Here is a 19,934-nt window from a genome sequence, read left to right as displayed (position 1 = left end):
GGATGCTCGTTGCCCCGCCCGCGTCGGGCGTGGAAGTCTGGGGCGCATGGATCCGCTCTCCGGCATCTCCCTCCTCGTAACCCTCGGAGCAGTTGCGCTGTATGCGCTGTACTGGGTGATCCGGAAAGCCGTCGCTGCCGGTGTCCGTGACGCGGAGCGATCGAGGGCCGACTTGTCCCGCGAAGGAGCCAGATGACCATCGAGACGATGCCCCGGAACACCATCTGGGTCGGCGTCGCAACCGCCGCAGTCGGCGCGCTGCTCGTCATCTTGGCGCCGCAGGCGTTGAACACCTGGTGGGCGCCGAACACGAACGACTGGCAGACCGCCGCGATGGTGTTCGACGCGGTGCTCACGATCGCACGCCTGCTGCTGATGCCGCTTGGCGCAGCTCTGATCGCCGGCGGGCTCGTCATGCGCTACGTGGATGCCCGCATCCGGGGTGAGAGCGTCGCCGACCGCCCGAGGCGCTGGCGCTTCCCCGACGCATCACGCAGCGAGTAGGTCTTCGAGGCGATCATGCTGACCCTCGTTCCGGATCCTCAGCCACCCGGAACACGGGTGGCCGGAACGGGCACCGACCACGGTGTGCGGTCCGAAATCTCCGTGGAAGTCCCGCTCGTCGACGGTGGGCGGGTGATCACACTCCGGACGATCGCCCGGCTCGGCCAGCGCTTCACCGAGGACGGCAGCCCGCACGGGGTCCTCACCGACGCGGTCTCGGTCGCGAACTTGGCCGCCGTGTCTTGGATGCTGCAGACATTCCCGAACGGACTGCCGCGCCCGGAATTCGTCACGCTCATGGAGTCGATCCACGCGGAGGCGGACGCGGTCGCCAGTGACCGAGGGAGCTGGACAGCCACGTCTGCCACCATCGCGGGAGCCGACTATGCGCTCTGGCACCGACCGCATGGCGACGGGTTCATCGCGCACCTGGATGTCGGTGACCGCGTGATGGCGGCCTGGGGGCCCGGACGGTTGCCGTCGCTGCTGCGTCGACTGCAGTTGGTCGACCTGCCGGACGGCCTCCGCCCGTAGCGATCCGGTGCCCGCGCGATGACGACGTCGTGATCGACAACCCTCACCCCACCCCCACCGCCCCGTTGTCGCGGAACAGGTCGGTCGGGTCGACCTCGCGCTTGATCGCGCGGAGGCGTTCGAGCGTCGCGGGCGGGTAGGCGGCCTCGATCTGCGCGGCGCCCTGCTCGGTCTCGAAGCTGAGGTACGACCCGTTCAAATGCGGTCCGATGAGCTCGTCCCAGCGTTCGCTGGTGTGCGCACCGCGGGTGCCGAAGGCGACGATCGAGAACTCGGCGTCTCGGTGAGCGAAGGCCGTGGCATCCGCCGGCACGTCGTGCACCGCCCCGCCGATCGACCGGAGCTGGAAGAAGTTCGTCGCACCCGACTCGAGGAACCGCGCGGCGTCACGCGCGAACTCGGGCGTGATGCGCCCGATCAGCCCGGACCGCGCGGTCGGCTGACCCTGCCCGTGGTGGGCGCCGTCGCCCGCGTTGGTGACGATCGAGCGATAGGTCGTGATGCGCACCTCCTGGCCGACGAGCGGCGCGACCTCGGCGAGCGGCTGCAACCGTGCGAGCACGGTGTCGGGGTCGTCGGAGTCGATGACCGACATGACCTGCGCATAGACCGGCTGCCCCGGCCGCGAACCGCCGAACATCGCGAAGCTCGTGACGTCCCGCGGCGAGTCGACGACCCAGTCGCCCCACCCCTGCAGGAACTCGGCGGTCTCGCTCGCGTCGAACGCGAGTTGCGCGAATCCGAGGTCGCCGACGACGTCGACCTCGAACTCGAACGCCGTCACGATGCCGATGTTGGCGCCGGCGCCGCGCACGGCCCAGAAGAGGTCGGGGCGCTCGTCGGCGCTGGCCCGAACGGTCTCGCCCGAGGCGAGCACGAGTTCGACGGCGCGCACGTGGTCGATGGTGAGGCCGTGCTCGCGGGCGAGCCAGCCGACGCCGCCGGCGGTCGCGAGGCCGCCGACGCCCACTCCGCCGGAGTCGCCCGACGACAGCGCCCAGCCATGCGGCGCGAGGAAGGCGGCGACGTCCTGCCAGCGTGCGCCGGGCTCGATGCGCACCAACCGGGATGCCTCGTCGAGCACCTCCATGCGGTTCAGCCGTGACAGGTCGATGACGAGCCCGCCGTCGTTGGTCGAGCGGCCTGAGATGCCGTGCCCGCCGCTGCGCAGGCTGAGCGGGAGGTGCGCGTGGTCGCGGGCGAACGCGACGGCGTCGACGACCTCGGCGGTCGAGGTCGGCTGCAGCACGATGCCCGGCGATCCGCCGCGCATGTAGGTCGAGCTGACGCGCGAGTACCCGGCGTCGCCGGGTTCGATGACGGATGCCGCGAGCGACGCGGGCACGCCGTCGTAGTCGATCCCGTCGCGACGCTTCGCGAGCGCGATGCTCGACCGGATCGGCTTCGCCGGGGCATCCGCCGCACCATCGGCGCCGCCCAGCTCGCGCGTGACCGCCTCCCGGAGTGCCGGAGCGACCTCGGCGGCGAACTGCGCCATCGCCGACGGATCGTCGCTCGCGAGGATGAACGTGTCGACGCCGTCCTCGACCGCGAACGGCAGGAGCTGCTCGACCCACTGCTCAGGCGGACCGTCGAGCAGGCGCCCGCCGGTCCCCGCCGAGAACCGGCCGAAGATGTTGAGGAGGCGTCGCACCTCGGCCGGGTTGCGGCCCGCGGCGACCGCGGCGTCGTCGATGCGCGCGGCCGACTCGGCGTACTCGCCGGGCTGCATGTAGCCGAGGGAGGGCAGCCAGCCGTCGGCGAGACGGCCCGTGAGGCGGAGCATCCGGGGCTTCAGCGCGCCCAGCCAGATCGGGATGTCGTGGGCGGGCGCCGGCCCGCGCTTTGCGCCGGTGACGCGGTAGTGCTCGCCCTCGACGTGGAAGCGGCTGCGGTCCGAGACATCCCACGTGCTGCGGATGATGCCGATCGCCTCGGCGAGCGCGTCGATCGCCTGCCCCTGCGTCATGCGCGTGCCGCCGACCGACTCGATCGCGTCCCAGAACGAGCCGGCGCCGAGCGCGAGGTCGAAGCGCCCGCCCGACAGCAGGTCGAGGCTGGCCGCGGCCCGCGCGAGCACGACGGGCTCGCGCGACAACGGCAGGTTCAGGACGTTCGCCGCGACGTGGACCCGCTCGGTCGCCGCGGCGACCCAGCTCATCAGGGTCCACGTGTCGTGGAAGCCCGGCTGGTACGGGTGGTCCTGGAAGGTGACGAGGTCGAATCCGGCCTGCTCGGCGATCTGCGCGAGGCGCACGGGCTGCAGCGGCGGGTCGTTCGTCGGGGTGATGAAGGTGCCGAACTGCAGCGGGCGTCCGTAGTGCATGGTGCTCCGATCTCGCGAGGGTCCCATCTTCGAACGGATGCCCCTCCGCGCGCACGGTGGGGGTAAGCTGCTTACTCGAAGTAAGCAGGTTGGAGGCCCCGCAATGTCCGACGACGCCCCAGACGACGAGATCGGCGCCCGGCGCAGCGCGCGCCTGCGCGAACTCGGTCACATCGACGAGGCGGCCTGCCGTCGCTTCACCGGCTCCATCGAGTTCGCCGGCCGCAAGTGGAACGCGGCGATCCTGCTCGCGGGCGTCCGCGGCGCGCGCCGGTTCTCGGAGTACCGCGACACCGTCGACGGCATCTCCGATCGGGTGCTGAGCGCCCGGCTCCGCGAACTCGAGGCCGAGGGGCTGCTCGAACGCCACGTGCGCCCGACCACGCCCGTCTCGATCACGTACACGCCGAGCTCGCTCGGCCTGCAGCTCATCGAACTGCTGCAGCCCCTCGTCACGTGGGAGCTGCGACGGGCGGAGCCGGCGGCGGAACGCGCCTGACCGAGTACTCAGGTCGACGGCGCAGGTTTCGGCGAGCAACGCGGCCTACGGCGTCGCCGACGACCCCACCGACCAGGACCAGTCGCCGCTGAGCAGCCCCTTCGCGACCCACAGGGCGACGAAGATCAGTGCGATCACCCCGAGCGCGACCATCAGCCGCGCCCACACCCGAGACGGATGCTCCGGCACCCGCTCGACGGAGATCCCCGCTCCCCGCTTCGGCAATCCCGCGCGCGCCCGCGCGGCCGGGCCGGCGATCCCGCCGTCGGCGCCGCCGGCACCCGCGATGCCCGCCCCGTCCGGTCGCCGCAACGCCCCGGCGCCGGGCTGGTCCACCGCGCCCGCGCTGAAGCCGAGCTGACGACCCATGGCACCGAAGTACTCCTTCGCCAGGATCGCCCCCTCGGGCAACGGTGTGCCCGAGGCATCCGTCGGCGCCGGCTCCGGTTCGGGATCGGGGATGAGCGGGGCATCCGTCGCCACCGCGTTGGCCTGCAGCAGGTCGGCGATCGCGAACAGCTGCGCGTGCCGGCGACTGTCGTCAGGGGCGATCACGGCGGGCGACGAGATGCGAGCCGACTCGTTCCACGTCGTGACCGACAGGCGAAGTCCGGTCGCGCGCAACGCGTCGAGCACCACGGGCGTGAACAGCGCCCGGGCCTCGTCGACGAACTCGGGCTCGGCGTAGAGCGCGAAGTCGTCGACACCGGGCAGCGCGACGCGGTACCGCTCGTCGGCGTCGATGAACGCCCACCCGTCGACCGCCTCGAGCGAGAACTGCGGGAACGTGCGGCCGAGCGGCACCTGCACCTGACCTCGCCGGCTGATCGACCGGTGGTAGTGACGCGGCTGGTCCTCGCTCCACCGGTTCAGCACCTGTTCGTTCGTGTGGTGGCGCTCGGCGATGAGCGTGCCGTCGGGCCGCCGCAGGACGTCGCGGAACTCGAGGAACCGCGCGGCGGGATTCCACCTCGGTTCGGACGCCGACCTCGTCGGTTCACCCCAGGGCGTGTACGAGAGCCCGTTCGCCCGCGCATACCGGTCGAGGCGCTCCCACCGCCGCCACGGGATGCGCAGCCGCACCGCGCGTCGTACGAACCGCACGACCACCGCGATGCCGATGACCGCCGCGATCGACAGGGGCAACGCCACGAGGATCGCGGGGCTCCCCCAGATCGTTCCCTCCCACAGGCGGCTCAGCATCGGCATGCCGACCTGGAACCAGAGGAACACCCCGAAGCCGACGCCGAGCACGCCGAGCACGAACGGACCGACCGCGGTGGACCATCCGGCGTAGGTGCGGCGGTATTCGCTGGTCTTCGCCAACTGCTTCCAGTGCGCGTGCGAGGCACGGAAGGCGGCGACGTCGCCGGACTCGTGCAGCGGACCGGCGTCGATCGAGGTCGTCACGTGCGCCCCCTCGGAGGGTTCGGGCTTCAGGGTGCGTCGACCGTACACCGGTGTCCGGTCGATCGGCTCGGTGCTGGCACCGATCCTGCACGACCGGTCGCCGTGATCTGCCCGTTCAGCCGCCCGCGCGGCGCCCCTGCCGCCACCGCACGATCGTCTCGCCCACGGCGGTCGCGACGAGCACGGCGACGGATGCCACCGCGGTCGCGATCGCGTCGAGCCAGGGCGTCACCGCCAGCACCACGGCGAGCCCGGCGAGCCCCCACAGGTGCGCCGGCGGCCACCGGCGATCGATCACCCGGCGGAACAGCGCCGTGCCGACGAGGAACAGCACCGGCCCGCCGAGCACCGTCACGACCGCGGCGACCGACTGCTCGTGCGGATGCCCCAACACCTCCTTGTCGCCCACGCCGAGCAGCACGATGCCGGCGATCACCAGCAGGTGCACCCACGTGTACGCGGTGCGCGCGAGGCGACCCGGCGTCTCGGACGCCTCGATCGCCTCCGCGCCGACCCGTTCGCCGTGGTCGAAGTAGATCCACCAGCACGCGGCCGCGGCGACGAACGCGGTGACGAACGCGACCACGACTTCGACCGAGGTCTCCTTCGCGGCGACCTCGAAGCCCGTCACGAGCAGGCCCTCGCCGAGCGCGATGAGCACGAACAGCGAGGTGCGCTCGGCGATGTGCGGACCCGAGAGGTCCCACGCCGCGATCTCCACGCGGCGACGACCGGGCAGCGGATACCCCACCACCGTGCCCAGCAGCTCGACGCCGAGCGCGAGGATCCAGACCGGCAACTGCAGGGGCTGCGGCAGCAGCGCGCCGCCGACCCACAGCGCGCACGCCAGCGCGGTCCAGGCGAACACGCTCGTGAAGTCGTGGGCGGCCCGACGGTCGTGCCGCACGGTCGCCCACACGATGAACCCGGTGCGTGCGAGCTGGAGCACGACGTAGGCGACGGCGAAGCCGTACGCCCGATCCCCGAACGCCTGCCCGATCGACACGCTCATCACGAACGCGACGAGGGCGAGCGTGATCACGGCGATGCGCACCGGGAGCCGAACCGGGTCGAGCCAGTTGGTGACCCAGGTCGTCGAGACCCAGGTCCACCAGAGCGCGCACACCATGATGGCGCCCTCGAGTGCGCCGGTCGGCGTCTGGTGCTCGTACAGGTACGAGCCGAGCTGGGTGAAGGCGAACACGAAGACCAGGTCGAAGAACAGCTCGACGTAGGTCACCCGGTCGGAGCCGGCGCCCGAGCCGGTACCGGACCGATCCCGCAGGACGTTGCGCCCCAGCCCGAACGCCATGGCGGTCAGCCGATCCGCTCCGCGAGCCAGGCCGCCTGGCGCTGCCACTGCACCCCGATGCCGCCCTCGTGCTCGTTGAAGGGGTACTCGACGACCTCGGCCCCGGCGGCGTGGTGATTCGCCGCCGCATACACGGTCGACGGCGGGCACACGGGGTCCATCAGCGCGACCGAGATCAGTGCGGGCGCCGTCGCCCGCTTCGCGAAGTTGACGGCGTCGAAGTACGACAGCGTCGTGAACACCTGCTCGACCGCGTCGCGATGCACCGCGAGGAACCGCACGACCTCCTGATACGGGTCGCGATCGATCAGGCCGACCGCGCGCTCGAAGTGGCAGAGGAATGGCACGTCGGGCATCGCCGCGACGAGCCCGGGTGTGAGGCCGGCCGCGGCAAGGGCGATTCCGCCGCCCTGGCTCGTACCGGTGACCGCGATGCGCGAGGCATCTACGAACTCGAACCCGCGCACCGCGTCGAGCAGCAGGGCCGCGTCGGTGAACACGCGCCGGTAGAAGTACTGCTCCGGGTCGAGGATGCCGCGGGTCATGAACCCCGGCACCGCGGGCCCCGACCCGTGCGGGTCGGGCGTCGAACCGCCCGTGCCCCATTGGCTGCCCTGCCCGCGCGTGTCCATGTAGACCCACGCGTACCCGGATGCCGCCCAGCCGAGCCTCTCGTGCGGCAGGCCCCGCCCGCCGTTGTATCCGATAAACTCGACGACGGTCGGCAGCGGCTCGGTCGTCCCGGCCGGCACCACCACCCATCCGCGCACCCGGTCGCCCGCGAACCCGCTGAAGTCGAGGTCGTAGACGTCGACGAGCTTCAGCGGCGAGTCGACCTTCGTCAGCTCGGGAGACTCGGCGACGGCTCGCGACTCGGCGAGCGTGCGCTCCCAGAACGCGTCGAAGTCGGCGGGCTCGGCGACCTGGGGCCGGTACTCGTGCAGCTCTGCGCGGGTGAGGTCGAGGCGGGGCATCCGGTTCCTTCCGTGGCGGCGCGACACTGCGGTGATGCGGCACTGCGGTAATGCGGCACTGGGATAGTGCGGCACTGGTGTATTGCGGCACTGGTGTATTGCGGCACTGGTGTATTGCGGCACTGCGCGCCGACCGCCAGCGTAACGAGTCCGAGCCGATCGTCGCGCGCTCCGCCTGCCGGACCGCGGGTTCAGTGCCAGGCGTGGTCGACGAACGGCATCCGCGGGCCGCGGCTCGGCCGGCCGCGCACCCCGGCGTGGCCGAGCAGCCGGATGACGCGGTAGCGCTGGCCCGCCCACGGTTCGAGCGCGACCAGCATCTCGTCGTCGGTCATGTCGCGACCCTCGAGTGCATGCCCGACGAAGTTCGACAGGTGGTAGTCGCCGACCGACACCGCGTCGGCGTCGCCGAACGCGCGCTGCGCGACCTCGGCCGCGGTCCACGCGCCGATGCCCGGGAAGTGCGTGAGCCGCGCCGTGGCCTCGGCCGGAGGCATCCGGGCCGCCTCCTCGATGCGGTCGGCGAACTTCGCCGCGGTGACGATGGTTCCCGCGCGACGCGGGTCGACGCCGGCGCGGTGCCACTCCCAGACCGGGATGACCGCCCACGTCGCGGCCGCGGGCGGCACCCGCATCGGCCGCGGCGTCGGCCCGGGCGCGACCTCGCCGAAGCGGTGCAGCAGCCGGCGCCACGACTCGTGCGCCTGCAGCGTGATGACCTTCTGCTCCAGGATGGCCGGCGCGAGCGCCTCGAAGACCCGCGCGGAGCGCGGCACGCGCAGCCCCTCGAACCGCCGGTGCGCGTCGCGGAGCACCGGGAGGAGCGGCTCGAAGGCGCCCGGGTCGTCGCCGTCGCCGCAGAGTTCGGGCGCCTGCGCGACGGCCGCGGCCGCGCCCGGACCCCAGGCCTCGGCTCGGAGCATCCGCTCGTCGATGCGGCGCAGGCGGACGGTAGCGACGCCCTCGGGCATGCGCGTCGCCCGCCAGATCGATCCGTCGGGCCCGGTCGCGTAGGCCGGGTCGCCGGGGCCGCGGCGCAGCCCGCCGACCGTGAGGCGCAGGTCGGTCGGATGCCGCGGCTCCCAGTCGAGACGGTGTTCGGCGATCACCGCTCCAGTCTGACCCCTGCCGCCGACCGCCGCCTGTGCGAGAGCCCCAGCGACGTGGCGTGCACTCCCCGATTCAGGAGTTGGAAAGCTGCTCAGGACGAAATCGCCGTTCTCGTCCTGAGCAGCTTCCGATCTCCTGAATCCGGCGTCTGCCGCCGGGGCAGTACGCTCGGCACATGCCTGCAAGCGTTTGCATCGTCGGCCCCGCCTCGTGGAACCGCATCGTCCTGCTCGACCGGCTCCCCGAGCCGACCCCGCACATGCAGTTCGCGCTCGACGAGTGGGAGACGGTCGGCGGCACCTCCGCCGGCAAGGCCCTCGGGCTCGCGGCGCTCGGCCGCGATGTCGCGCTGCACGCCCTCATCGGCGACGATGCCGACGGCCGGCGCGTGCGCGAGGCCCTCGGGGCATCCGGAGTCGAACTGCTGGCCGAGGCATCCGATCGCACCGAACGCCACTGCAACCTGATGACCGCGGCCGGCGAGCGCGTGTCGCTCTACCTGTCGACGCCGACGGATGCCCCCGACGGCCCCGCATCCGACGTCATCGCCGCCATGGCCGGCGCCGACGTGATCGTGCTCGACCTCGCGGAACGCTCGCGGCGACTCGTGCCCGACGCTGTCGCGACCGGTCGGCCCATCTGGACCGACCTGCACGACTACGACGGCGCGGCCGAGTTCCACCGCCCGTTCCTCGAGGCATCCGACGCCGTGTTCATGAACGGCGACCGCATCGGCGACCCGCTGCCGTTCCTGCGGTCGGTCGTCGAGCGCGGCGCGTCGCTCGCGGTGTGCACGCTCGGTGCCGAAGGGGCGATCGCGGTCGCGCGAGACAGCGACGGCAACGGCGACGGCAACCCGACGCTGCACCGGGTCGCGGCGGTCCCGGTGGACGTGCGCGACACCAACGGGGCCGGCGACGCGTTCATGGCCGGCGTGCTCGACGCCACCCTCGCGGGAGCCCCAGTCGACGACGCGCTGCGCGCGGGTGCGCAGCACGCGGCATCCGTGCTCGGCACCCGGCACCTGCACCCGGTGCTCGATCCGATCCTCGGCTGACCGGCCTCAACCCACCGGCTGCCGTCTCAGACCACCGGCACCGGCACCGAGAGGTCGGCGATGATGCGGTCGATCTCGGCGAGCGCGTAGGCGGCGACCTGCCGCTGCGCGTCCTCGGCGGCGGAGTCCTGCTCCTCGAGGTCGCCGAGCACCACGATGTTCTCGTCGTTCAGCGTGTTCGCCGGTGCCGTGTAGTTGAAGCTGCCCACGATCGTCAGGCGCTCGTCGATGACCATCAGCTTGTGGTGGAGCTTGCGCACCCCACTGCCGCGCCGATTGGCGAACAGTTCGACGCCGCCCGCACCGAGGCCGGTGGTCGCCGCCCACTCCGCCGCGCCCTGGTCGCGATCGAGCACCCCGCGGATGCTGCCGAGCGTCGGCCGCAGCCGGATCATCGTGTCGTCGATGCCCGACGACTGCGCGAACGTGAACATCGCGAAGTCGATGCGCTGCTTCGACTTCAGCATCTGCTTCATGATCTCCATCTCGGGGCCGTGGCGCGGCGCGAACAGCGGCTTGACCCGCAGCTTCGGCAGGCCGAACTCCGACGGGCTCGCCTCTACGCGGTCGTGCAGCGCCCCGAACGTGCCCGACCGCATGCGATCGAACTCGCGCAGGTACTGGGTGGCGGCGCGCTGGCCGTGCAGGATCACGACGTGGTTGAGGTTCTGCCCGGCACCCGCGCCCGTGACGGCGTTCGTGCCGGTGTCGGTGCGCGTGAAGTTCGTCGATCCGGTCAGCACGGCGGCGCCCGACTTGCCGCTGTCGCGCACGATGAACTTCTGGTGGAAGATCTTCGGGTTGAGGTCGCTGACGACGTCGACGCGGGTCTTGAGGAGCGCCGAGAGGATCTCGCGATTCTCGTCGTGGGCGCCGCGACCGGTCCAGGGGTCGGCGACGGCCTTCTCCTCGGTGAGGTAGTCGCCCTCGACGATGATGCGGACCTTCACCTTGCGCTGCCGGGCGGCGACGATGGCCTCGGCTATCGGCCGCGAGTCGATCTCCTGCACGGCGATCGCGAGCGAATGGTCGGCGCCCTCGATGAACTCGCGGATCGCGCGGTCGAGGTCGTCGGGTCCGCCGACCGAGGTCGGCCCGACGTGCAGTTCGATTCCGCCCACCCTGATCGGCATGGCTCCCCCTGAGGTCGGGTGCTCGGCGTGCGAGCGCCGTGTGATCGAGTCTTCCTCAGTATTGTGCCGCCCCTGACGCGAGCGAGGCATCAGGGGCAGCACGGGGGCGGATGCCCCGAGGTCGACTCAGTCCGCGGCGGCAGCGGCCGAGTCGAGATAGCGGGGCCTCACGGCCTGCGCGGCGAGGAGCCGCTCGCGCACCGCGTCGTCTTCGACGGCGCCGACCGCGGTGAGCGCGAGCGCGATCGCGCCGTCGACGACGGCCCGGTCACCTGCCGGCGAGACGGCGGCCGCCGCGAAGCTCTGGTGGTGCGGCACCGCCTCGACGCCCAGGAGCGCGATCATCGGATGGATCGACGGGAGGTACTGCGACACGTTGCCCATGTCGGTCGACCCGCCCGCGATTCCCTCGGGCTTCGGAACGAGGTCGTACGCCAGGTCGCCCGAGATCGCCTCGTCGAACAGCCGAGAGAGGTCGGCGTCGGAGTCGAGCGGCGCATACGGCAGTTCGGGCTGCTCGATCTCGAGCGCGCAACCGGCGGCGAGCGCCGCTCCCTCGAGCACGCGTCGCACGCGAGCCCGCGCGTCGCGCCACTCCTCGTCGGTGTTACCGCGGATCTCGACCTCGAGCACACCGGTGTCGGGGATCACGTTGGTCGCGCCACCGGCGGAGACCACGAACGAACCGACCACGATCGTCTTGCGCAACTGCTGGCGCAGCAGGCCCAGCCCGACCTGCGCGAGCGTGATCGCGTCGCCGGCGTTCACACCCTCGTGGGGCATCGCCGCCGCGTGCGCCGCGCGGCCGCGGAACGTGGCGATGATGCGCTCGTACGCCTGCGTCGCGAATCCGCTCGAGGCGATCTGCGCCCACGGCCCGCCGTGCACCATGAGCGAGAACGTCGAGTCGTCCCAGGCGCCGCGCTGCAGCATGAGGATCTTCCCGCCGCCGAGCTCCTCAGCCGGTGTCCCGAGGAACTTCACACGGATGCCGAGGCGGTCGGCGACGGCACGGAGGCCGATCGCGGCGCCGACTCCGGCGCCGGCGATCACGTTGTGGCCGCAGGCGTGGCCGACCCCGGGCAGCGCGTCGTACTCGCCCACGACCGCGACGGTCACGTCGCCGCTGCCGTACACGGCCTCCACCGCGGTCGGCAGGTCGTAGGCACCGCGCGTGACGGCGAAGCCGTCGGCCTCGAGCACGTCGGCGACGCGGGCCGCGGCGCGGTGCTCCTCGAACGCGAGCTCCGGGTCGCCGCCGATGGCGTGGCTGAGGGCGACGAGCGCGTCTCGATGCGACTCGACCGCGGCTCGTGCGAGGGCACGGCTCGTGCCGGCGAACGCGTCGCCGATGGTCTGCTCCTGGGTGAGGGTCACGGGCGTGCTCCGATCTCGAGGGCATCGTCGGCGGTGGCCGGCGACGGGGTGGCGGCCCGGCGGGGGCCGAGCGACAGCGCCAGGACGGCGGCCGCGATGAGCACGGCGGCGAAGATCGCCCAGATCACCTGGAACGCCGCGAACGGGGTCGCGGGGGGCGCGTCGCCGACCGTGCCGGCTGCCCCCGCCGCGACGAAGGCGGTCATGATCGAGGCCACGAGCGCGCCCGCGAGCGAGCCGCCCAGCGTGCGGCCGGTGTTGTACAACCCCGAGACCGAGGCGGACGCCGTCTCCGGCGCTCGGTCGATCACGACGCCGGGAAGGACCGCGAGCATGACGCCCGTGCCGAGCGCGGTCGTCGCGAAGACGGCGGTGGCCAGCCCGGGGCCGGCCGGCGCGACGAGCAGGACGACCATGCCCGCCGCCATGAGCACGCACGCTGCGACGATCGTCGCCCGCAGGCCGGCGCGCCGGGCGAGCAGCGGGGCGAGGAACGATCCGGCGGTCATGACGAGCGCGGTCGACGCGAACACGATGCCGACCAGGCCGGTCGAGAATCCAGCGCCGTAGCCGACGAGCTCCGGATCGGCGCTGAGGTAGAGCACGGTCGGAGTCTGCGAGCCGAACATCGTCATGGCGACCAGCACGCCGAGCACCATCGGCACCCCGAGCTTCGCCCGGCGGAGCAGCTTCACGTCGAAGAGCGGCGTGGTGGCGCGGTTCTCGACCATGAGGAACGCGATGAAGGCGACGAGCCCGAGCACGAGCGGCACGAGCGCCAGCGGCGAGGTCCAGCCGGCGTTCGACCCCTCCGACAGGCCGTACATGACGCCGACCAGTGCGACGCCGAACAGCCCGGCGCCGGCCCAGTCGACCACCCGGTCGGGGTCGCCGGCCGTCGACGGAACGGTGAAGCCGACGACGAGCGCGAGGATGACGAGCGGTGCCGCGCCGATGGCCTGCGCGACGACGAGGTCGCCGACGGCCTCCATCACGAGTCCGCCGCCCAGGCTGCCGAGCGCGACGCCGAAGGTCAGGGTGCCGACGAGGATGCCGACGATGCGGTTCGCCGATTCCGGGCGGTGGTGCTTGAGCAGCGACATCTCGATCGGCAGCATCGCGGCGACCGGCCCCTGCACGATCGACCCGAGGAGCACGAGCGGGAACACGGGTGCGAAGGCGATCATCGTCGATCCGATCGCGGTCAGCGCGACCGCGAGCACGAGCATCCGTCGGGCGCCGTAGCGGTCGGCGAGCATCGTCATGAGCGGCACGGAGACGGCCGATGAGAGCAGGCCGACGGTGAGGATCCAGCCGACGGCGCCGCCGCCGACCTGGTAGTGGGTCGCGATCTCGCCGAGCAGCGGGGTGATCCACCCTTGGATCACGCCGCCGAACAGTTCGAGTGCGACGAACGTCGGGACGAGCAGGAGGCCCGCTGCACTGCGGGCGCTCCGGCTCGTGGAGGTGGGTTCGGACATGTTCTGGTTCCTCATTCGATCGAGGGAAACGTGCGGAGGTGCGGCGCCCACTGTCGTACGATCGCGCGAAGCTCGTGTACATTGCAGGAAATTCACATTCAGAGGTGCTCGCATGCAGCGTTCCGGTCTGGACGATCTCGATCTGCAGCTGATCCACGCCCTGCAGCTCGAGCCGCGGGCCCCGTGGAACGTCCTCGCCGGGGTGCTCGGCACCGACGCCGTCACCCTCGCCCGCCGATGGGCGCGGATCGAGACCGAGGGATACGCCTGGATCACCGCGCTCGGCGGATCGGCAAGGATCGGCGCCGGGGCGATCGTCGAATTCTCGTGCGAGCCGGGCGAGGTGCTCCGCGCGGCAGATGCGGCCGCCGCCGTCCCCGAGATCTACTCGATCGACCTGACGGCCGGGCGCCGGGACTTCGTGGCGACGCTCGTCGCCGCCGACGACGACCAATTGGCCGACTTCGTGCTCGACCGGCTGGGGTCGGTGCCGGGCGTGCGCAGCATCCGGACCCACGTCGTCAACGACGTCGTGCGCCTGGGCTCGGACTGGACCGTGCAGGCCCTCTCGCCGGGGCAGCGCACCCTGATTCCGGCGCCGAGGCCGCCGAGGCCGGGCGCGGCCAGGCACATCCCGGCCGACCTGGCGCGCGGCATCCGTCTGGCGCTGTCCGACGATCCGCGCGCGGCGTACGCCGCCGTCGGCACCGCCGTGGGGATCAGCGCGCAACGGGCGGCCGACGCGATCGCGCTGCTGCGCCGCACGGGCGACCTCGTGCTGCGCACCGACGTCGCCGGACCGCACTCGAACTGGCCCCTCGCGGCCTGGTACTTCGTCCAGGTGCCCGCGCCGTCGCTCGTCGAGTCCGCGCAGGCGCTGGTCGACCTCCCGGCGGTCCAGTACGCGTCGATCACGACGGGCCCGGGGAACCTCATCGTCGCGGCCGGTGCGCGCACCAAGCCCGAGGTGCTGCGGATCGAGGCCGAACTCGAGCGAAGGATGCCGGGCGCCCGCATCATCGATCGCTCGATGGTGCTGCGCGTCCACAAGCACCTCGGCCGGTTGCTGGACGCGCGCGGTCGCTCGACGGGCCGGTCGGTGCCGATCCCGTAGTCGGCGAGATCCACCGCGAAACACCGGAATATTGCGCTGTTCGCGTCTGATGAGTGATTTCTTGCGTTTCAAGCGGATTTCACGCGAATGATTTGCGTTTCGGATGCCCCGTGCGCACACTGGTGCACGCTCCATCAGCATCCCGGAGGACGATATGACCATGACCGACGCACTCGGAACCCACGGCCGCCACGACGCCACGACCGCCCGACGCCCCGCCCCCGCGGCGGGCCCGGCGCGCATGCACGACGTCACCGCCGAGAACGAGCGCATCGTCGACCTCGTGCTCGACTACTCGCGTCGCCGCATGCTCTCGGACGACACCCCGCTCGACAAGCCCGAGACGCAGGCCGAGCTCAACCGGCTGGCCGGCCGCACCATCCACGAGGGCGGCATCGGCGCCGAGCGCGCGCTGTCGATCTTCGAGCACGTGCTCGCACCGGCCTGCATCACCACCGACCACCCGCAGTACCTGTCGTTCATCCCGACCGCACCGACGAAGGCGGCGACCGCGTTCGACCTCGTCGTGTCGGCGAGCGCCCTGTACGGCGGATCCTGGCTCGAGGGCTCGGGCGCCGTGCACGCCGAGAACGAGGTGCTGACCTGGCTCGCCGGCGAGTTCGGGCTGCCCGCCGGCGCCGGCGGCGTGTTCGTGCAGGGCGGCACGCTCGGCAACCTGTCGTCGCTCGTCGCGGCCCGCGAAGCGGCACGCGTCCGACTCACGCTCGCCGACGAGGATCATCCGGCCCGCTGGAAGGTCGTGTGCAGCGCCGAGGCGCACTCCTCGGTCGCGTCGGCGGCCCGCGTCATGGACATCGAGATCGTCAAGGTGCAGCCCGACGACGACGGCACGCTCCGCGGGGACGCCGTGCGGGGCGCGCTCGACGAGCACGGGGCATCCGTGTTCGCGGTCGTCGCGACCGGCGGCTCCACGAACTTCGGCATCGTCGACGACATCGCCTCCATCGCGGCCCTCAAGCAGGAGTACGACTTCTGGCTGCACGTCGACGGCGCCTACGGGCTCGCCGCGATGCTGTCGCCGCTCGCCCGGCACCGCTTCGCGGGCGTCGAACAGGCCGACTCGGTCATCGTCGACCCGCACAAGTGGCTGTTCGCGCCGTTCGACGCGTGCGCGCTGATCTACCGCGACCCCGAGACCGGCCGGCGCGCGCACACCCAGCACGCCGAGTACCTCGACACGCTCACCGAGACCGCCGACTGGAGCCCGTCGGACTACGCGGCGCACCTCACCCGGCGGGCCCGCGGCCTGCCGTTCTGGTTCTCGCTCGCGAGCTACGGCGCCGGCGCCTACCGCGACGCGGTGACCGCGTCGATCGAACTCGCCGCGCGCATCGCCGACGAGATCCGCTCACGCGAGGGCTTCGCGCTCGTGCGCGACCCGCAGCTCGGCGTCGTCGTGTTCGAGCGGGTCGGCTGGTCGAAGGCCGACTACGACCGGTGGTCGGCGAGGCTGCTCGACGAGCAGCGCGCGTTCGTCGTGCCGAGCTCCCACGCGGGGCGGCCCAACACGCGGTTCGCGATCCTCAACCCGCGGACGACGTTCGACGACCTGGTGGCGATCCTCGACGGCATGGAGTGAATACGGCGGATGCCGCGCCCGGTCGGGTGCGGTGCCCTCCGCGGCCACCCGCTCAGCCGTAGATCTTCTCCGCGTACGACGGCCCGTAGTACTCCTCGAGGTCGTCCAGCGATGCATCCGGCCGTTCGAGGGTCTTCGCGATGACCGCGCGCCGCGGCGCGGCATCCGGATTCCAGGTCTCGGGCACCCAGGCCTTCGAGCGCAGGAACGCCTTCGAGCAGTGGAAGAACACCTCGTCGACGGCGACCTCGAGCACGAGCTGCGGCACGTGCCCGCGCACCGACATCCGGTCGGCGTAGGGCACGTCGCGCAGGATCCGCGCCCGGCCGTTGACGCGCAGCGTGTCGCCGCGGCCGGGGATCACGAACAGCAAGCCGACGTGCGGGTTCTCCAGCACGTTGTGGAATCCGTCGGCCCGTCGATTGCCCGGGCGCTCGGGGATCGCGATCGTGCGGTCGTCGAGCACGAGCGCGAATCCGGCCGGGTCTCCCTTCGGCGAGACGTCGCCGTTGCCCGCGGCGTCCGCCGTCGAGATGAAGCAGAGCGGGGATGCCTCGAGCCACGCCCGATCGATCGACGTCAACCGGTCGCGACCCTTGTCACGGGCGGCGGGCAGCGGTCGCCCGACGATCTCCTCGAGTTCGGCGGCCGTGGTGACGGGGATGCCTCCGTGCGACGAGTCCATGACTCCAACCTACGCTCGGTCCGCGGGCGGGTCGCTTGCACTCCGCGGTCGGCATCGCGAGGATCGGACGTGAGCGGCACGGGCCGTGACGATCGGGGGGTCGGGTGGAACTCGGGGTCGGTGACGTCTCGCAGCGGGCGGCGACCGGATCGCTGCCGGGATGGGACGACGTCGAGTCGCTCGTCGTCGAGGCCTGGCAGCGGAATCGCGGCGTCGACGACGGGACGGTCGCCGACTACATCCCGATCCTCGCCGAGGCCGATCCGACGGCGTTCGGCATCGCCGTCGTCGAGGTCGACGGCGACACGCACGACGTCGGCGACGTGGACGTCGCCTTCTCGATCCAGTCGATCTCGAAGGCCTTCGTGTACGCGCTGGTCTGCGCGGAGATCGGACACGAGGCCGTGCTCGAACGGGTCGGCGTCGACAACACCGGCCTGCCGTTCAACTCGGTCATGGCGGTCGAGTTGGCGGCCGGGCATCCGCGCAACCCGATGGTGAACGCGGGCGCGCTCGCGACGACCGCCCTGATCCCGGGCGATCCGGCCGACCAATGGCGTTTCATCGTGGACGGGCTGTCGCGCTTCGCCGGTCGCGCGCTCGAGCTCGACGACGTCGTCTACGGGTCCGAGGCGGCGACCAACCAGCGCAACCGGGCGATCGCCAGGCTGCTCGAGAGTTACGGCCGGATCGACCGCGACCCGCTCGAGGTGGTCGACGTCTACACGCGTCAGTGCGCGCTGCGGGTCACCGCGCACGACCTCGCCGTCATGGCGGCGACCCTCGCCGACGGCGGCGTCAACCCGATCACGCGCGAGCAGGTCGTACCCGCGACGGTCTGCCGCGACACGCTGGCCGTGCTCGCGGCGTCGGGGCTCTACGAGCACTCGGGCGAGTGGTTGTTCGAGATCGGGCTGCCCGGCAAGTCGGGGGTGGCCGGCGGGGTCATCGCCGTGGTGCCCGGCAAGGCCGGCATCGGCACCTACTCGCCGCCGCTCGATCGCGCCGGCAACAGCGTGCGGGGGCAGCGCGCCGTCGCGTTCCTGTCGCGGGCGCTCGGCCTGAACCTCTTCGCATCGGATGCCGCGCGGGCGGCGGACACCCCGCACACCTCGCCCGGGCACACGGAAGGAACCCCCGCATGAGCGACACCGCAGCAACATCCGCCGCCGCCGCGGTCGCCCGCGCCTCGTGGGTGCCGATGATCGGCCTCTTCCTCGCGCAGGTGCTGATGTCGTTCAACGTCGCCGCCCTGCCGGTGTCGATCGGCGGCATGGTCGAGGAGTTCGGCGTGCCGCCCACCGCGGTGAGCACCGCGATCGTGACCTACGGCATCGCGGTCGCAGCCCTCGTGATGGTCGGCGCGAAACTCGGGCAGAAGTTCGGCTGGGTGCGGGTGTTCCGCATCGTCGTCGGGCTGTTCGCGATCGCCGAGCTGATGATGGTGTTCGCCCCGTCGGTCGACTGGGTGATCGCCGCGCAGGCGCTGGCGGGGGCATCCGCCGCGATCATCGTGCCGTCGCTCGTCGCGCTCATCGCCGAGAACTACCACGGTCCCCAGCAGGCGACCGCGGTCGGCTCGCTCGGCTCGGCGCGCGCGATCTCGGGCGTGAGCGCGTTCCTCATCGGCGGCGCACTCGGCACGCTCGTCGGCTGGCGGCCGGTGTTCGTGATCCTGATCGTGGTCGCGGTCGCGGTGTTCGCGCTGAGCTTCACCTTCCGCTCGGACCGCGGCGACCCCGGCATCCGCATCGACCTCGTCGCGGCCGTGCTCATCGGGTCGGCGATCATCCTGCTCACCGTCGGCTTCAACAACCTGAATTCGTGGGGGGTGCTCCAGGCGACGGCGGACGCGCCGTTCTCGTTCGGCCCCGTCTCGCCGGCACCGGTGTTCGTCGTCGTCGGCATCATGCTCGGCCAGGGGTTCTTCCTCTGGACGCGCCGGCGCGTGCGGCTCGGCCGGGTACCTCTCGTGAGCCTCAGCGTGCTCGGTTCGGGCCGTGAACGTGCCGCGGTCTACGCGATGTTCATCGTCGTGGGGCTCGAGGCCGCGATCAACTTCACCGTGCCGCTGTACATCCAGATCGTGCAGGGCCGCACGCCGTTCGACACCTCCCTCGCGATGATGCCGTTCAACCTGACCGTCTTCGTGACCGCGACGCTCGTCGTGCGCCTCTACCGCCGATTCACCCCGCGGACGATCGGCGTGTTCTCGTTCACGCTCACGACGATCGCGCTCGTGTGGCTGTCGTTCGTGGTGACGAACAACTGGGAGACCGTACCGACGATCCTCGGCCTCATCGTGTTCGGCATCGGCCAGGGCGCACTGGTCACCCTCGTGTTCAACGTGCTCGTCACCGCTGCGCCGCGCGAACTCGCGGGCGACGTGGGTTCGATCCGCGGCACGACGCAGAACCTCGCGTCGGCCGTCGGCACCGCACTGGCCGGGGCGATGCTCGTGTCGCTGCTCAGCCTCGGGGTCACCCAGGCGCTCGCGGGCAACGACGACCTCCCCGACGAGATCGTCGCCCAGGTGCCGCTCGACCGGGTCAACTTCGTGAGCAACGACCAGCTCCGGTCGACGCTCGAGGACACGGATGCCACCGAGGCGCAGGTCGACGCCGCGGTGCAGGTCAACACCGACGCCCGCCTGCAGGCGTTGAAGTACGGGCTCCTGATCCTCGCCGGCATCAGTGCGGTCGCGATCCTGCCGGCGAGCCGCCTGCCGAACTACAAGCCCGAGGAGATCCCCGACCCGTCGCCGGAGGAATGAACGGCGATCTCCTCGGCCGGATGAGGGCGGGCGGCCCCGCTCGAC

Annotated in this window: 17 protein-coding genes; 8 read left to right on the top strand and 9 right to left on the bottom strand. The window is 71.8% G+C overall.

The window, feature by feature from the left end:
* The first annotated feature begins 192 nt into the window (after window positions 1–192).
* Window positions 193–504, top strand: coding sequence for a hypothetical protein (locus ELQ40_RS00400; RefSeq protein ID WP_127791845.1), 312 nt, complete (start codon window positions 193–195; stop codon window positions 502–504).
* Between the two features lie 15 nt (window positions 505–519).
* Window positions 520–1,038 (top strand): hypothetical protein, encoded by a 519-nt coding sequence (locus ELQ40_RS00395; RefSeq protein ID WP_127791843.1) that lies wholly within the window; start codon window positions 520–522, stop codon window positions 1,036–1,038.
* Window positions 1,039–1,081: 43 nt separating this feature from the next.
* Here ELQ40_RS00395 and ELQ40_RS00390 read toward each other — a convergent pair whose 3' ends face one another.
* Window positions 1,082–3,364: an LLM class flavin-dependent oxidoreductase gene (locus ELQ40_RS00390; RefSeq protein WP_127791841.1), complete on the bottom strand. Its 2,283-nt coding sequence runs from the start codon at window positions 3,362–3,364 to the stop codon at window positions 1,082–1,084.
* 103 nt (window positions 3,365–3,467) lie between these two features.
* Between ELQ40_RS00390 and ELQ40_RS00385 the strand changes: the two genes are divergently transcribed.
* On the top strand, window positions 3,468–3,863 hold the full coding sequence (locus ELQ40_RS00385; RefSeq protein ID WP_127791839.1) for a helix-turn-helix domain-containing protein: 396 nt from the start codon (window positions 3,468–3,470) through the stop codon (window positions 3,861–3,863).
* Between the two features lie 45 nt (window positions 3,864–3,908).
* Here the strand turns inward: ELQ40_RS00385 and ELQ40_RS00380 are convergent, their stop codons facing one another.
* From ELQ40_RS00380 to ELQ40_RS00365, 4 genes are all read right to left on the bottom strand, one after another.
* A complete protein-coding gene (locus ELQ40_RS00380) occupies window positions 3,909–5,273 on the bottom strand; it encodes a hypothetical protein (RefSeq protein ID WP_127791837.1) in 1,365 nt (454 codons plus the stop codon).
* Between the two features lie 115 nt (window positions 5,274–5,388).
* Window positions 5,389–6,585 (bottom strand): low temperature requirement protein A, encoded by a 1,197-nt coding sequence (locus ELQ40_RS00375; protein ID WP_127791835.1) that lies wholly within the window; start codon window positions 6,583–6,585, stop codon window positions 5,389–5,391.
* Between the two features lie 5 nt (window positions 6,586–6,590).
* Window positions 6,591–7,559 carry an acetylxylan esterase gene (locus ELQ40_RS00370; RefSeq protein ID WP_127791833.1) on the bottom strand — a complete coding sequence of 323 codons (969 nt, stop codon included), beginning with the start codon at window positions 7,557–7,559 and terminating at the stop codon, window positions 6,591–6,593.
* Window positions 7,560–7,750: 191 nt separating this feature from the next.
* Window positions 7,751–8,668, bottom strand: coding sequence for a DNA-3-methyladenine glycosylase (locus ELQ40_RS00365; protein ID WP_127791831.1), 918 nt, complete (start codon window positions 8,666–8,668; stop codon window positions 7,751–7,753).
* Between the two features lie 176 nt (window positions 8,669–8,844).
* Here ELQ40_RS00365 and ELQ40_RS00360 point away from each other — a divergent pair, with 176 nt between their 5' ends.
* Window positions 8,845–9,726: a carbohydrate kinase family protein gene (locus ELQ40_RS00360; RefSeq protein ID WP_127791829.1), complete on the top strand. Its 882-nt coding sequence runs from the start codon at window positions 8,845–8,847 to the stop codon at window positions 9,724–9,726.
* A 26-nt stretch (window positions 9,727–9,752) separates the two neighbouring features.
* Here the strand turns inward: ELQ40_RS00360 and ELQ40_RS00355 are convergent, their stop codons facing one another.
* The 3 genes from ELQ40_RS00355 to ELQ40_RS00345 form a co-directional block, all read right to left on the bottom strand.
* The gene (locus ELQ40_RS00355; protein WP_164863427.1) at window positions 9,753–10,859 is read right to left on the bottom strand and encodes a phosphatidylserine/phosphatidylglycerophosphate/cardiolipin synthase family protein; all 1,107 of its coding nucleotides are present in this window, start codon (window positions 10,857–10,859) and stop codon (window positions 9,753–9,755) included.
* 126 nt (window positions 10,860–10,985) lie between these two features.
* Window positions 10,986–12,236 carry an amidohydrolase gene (locus tag ELQ40_RS00350; protein ID WP_164863426.1) on the bottom strand — a complete coding sequence of 417 codons (1,251 nt, stop codon included), beginning with the start codon at window positions 12,234–12,236 and terminating at the stop codon, window positions 10,986–10,988.
* Window positions 12,233–13,717 (bottom strand): MFS transporter, encoded by a 1,485-nt coding sequence (locus tag ELQ40_RS00345; RefSeq protein WP_164863425.1) that lies wholly within the window; start codon window positions 13,715–13,717, stop codon window positions 12,233–12,235. Before ELQ40_RS00345 ends, ELQ40_RS00350 begins: the two co-directional genes overlap by 4 nt.
* 112 nt (window positions 13,718–13,829) lie before the next feature.
* Between ELQ40_RS00345 and ELQ40_RS00340 the strand changes: the two genes are divergently transcribed.
* Both ELQ40_RS00340 and ELQ40_RS00335 read left to right on the top strand, forming a co-directional pair.
* Window positions 13,830–14,831, top strand: a complete 1,002-nt coding sequence (locus ELQ40_RS00340; protein ID WP_164863424.1) for an Lrp/AsnC family transcriptional regulator — start codon at window positions 13,830–13,832, stop codon at window positions 14,829–14,831.
* 241 nt (window positions 14,832–15,072) lie between these two features.
* Window positions 15,073–16,431, top strand: a complete 1,359-nt coding sequence (locus ELQ40_RS00335; RefSeq protein WP_240666074.1) for an aminotransferase class V-fold PLP-dependent enzyme — start codon at window positions 15,073–15,075, stop codon at window positions 16,429–16,431.
* 52 nt (window positions 16,432–16,483) lie between these two features.
* Here the strand turns inward: ELQ40_RS00335 and ELQ40_RS00330 are convergent, their stop codons facing one another.
* Window positions 16,484–17,116, bottom strand: coding sequence for a pyridoxamine 5'-phosphate oxidase family protein (locus ELQ40_RS00330; RefSeq protein ID WP_127791818.1), 633 nt, complete (start codon window positions 17,114–17,116; stop codon window positions 16,484–16,486).
* Window positions 17,117–17,220: 104 nt separating this feature from the next.
* Here ELQ40_RS00330 and glsA point away from each other — a divergent pair, with 104 nt between their 5' ends.
* Both glsA and ELQ40_RS00320 read left to right on the top strand, forming a co-directional pair.
* A complete protein-coding gene (glsA, locus tag ELQ40_RS00325) occupies window positions 17,221–18,261 on the top strand; it encodes a glutaminase A (RefSeq protein ID WP_127791816.1) in 1,041 nt (346 codons plus the stop codon).
* A complete protein-coding gene (locus ELQ40_RS00320) occupies window positions 18,258–19,889 on the top strand; it encodes an MFS transporter (RefSeq protein WP_205649390.1) in 1,632 nt (543 codons plus the stop codon). Before glsA ends, ELQ40_RS00320 begins: the two co-directional genes overlap by 4 nt.
* The last annotated feature ends 45 nt before the right edge of the window (window positions 19,890–19,934 follow it).

Origin of the sequence: Agromyces sp. LHK192, from assembly GCF_004006235.1 — a bacterium.
Classification (GTDB): domain Bacteria; phylum Actinomycetota; class Actinomycetes; order Actinomycetales; family Microbacteriaceae; genus Agromyces.
This window is presented reverse-complemented; position numbering and strand designations above follow the sequence as displayed.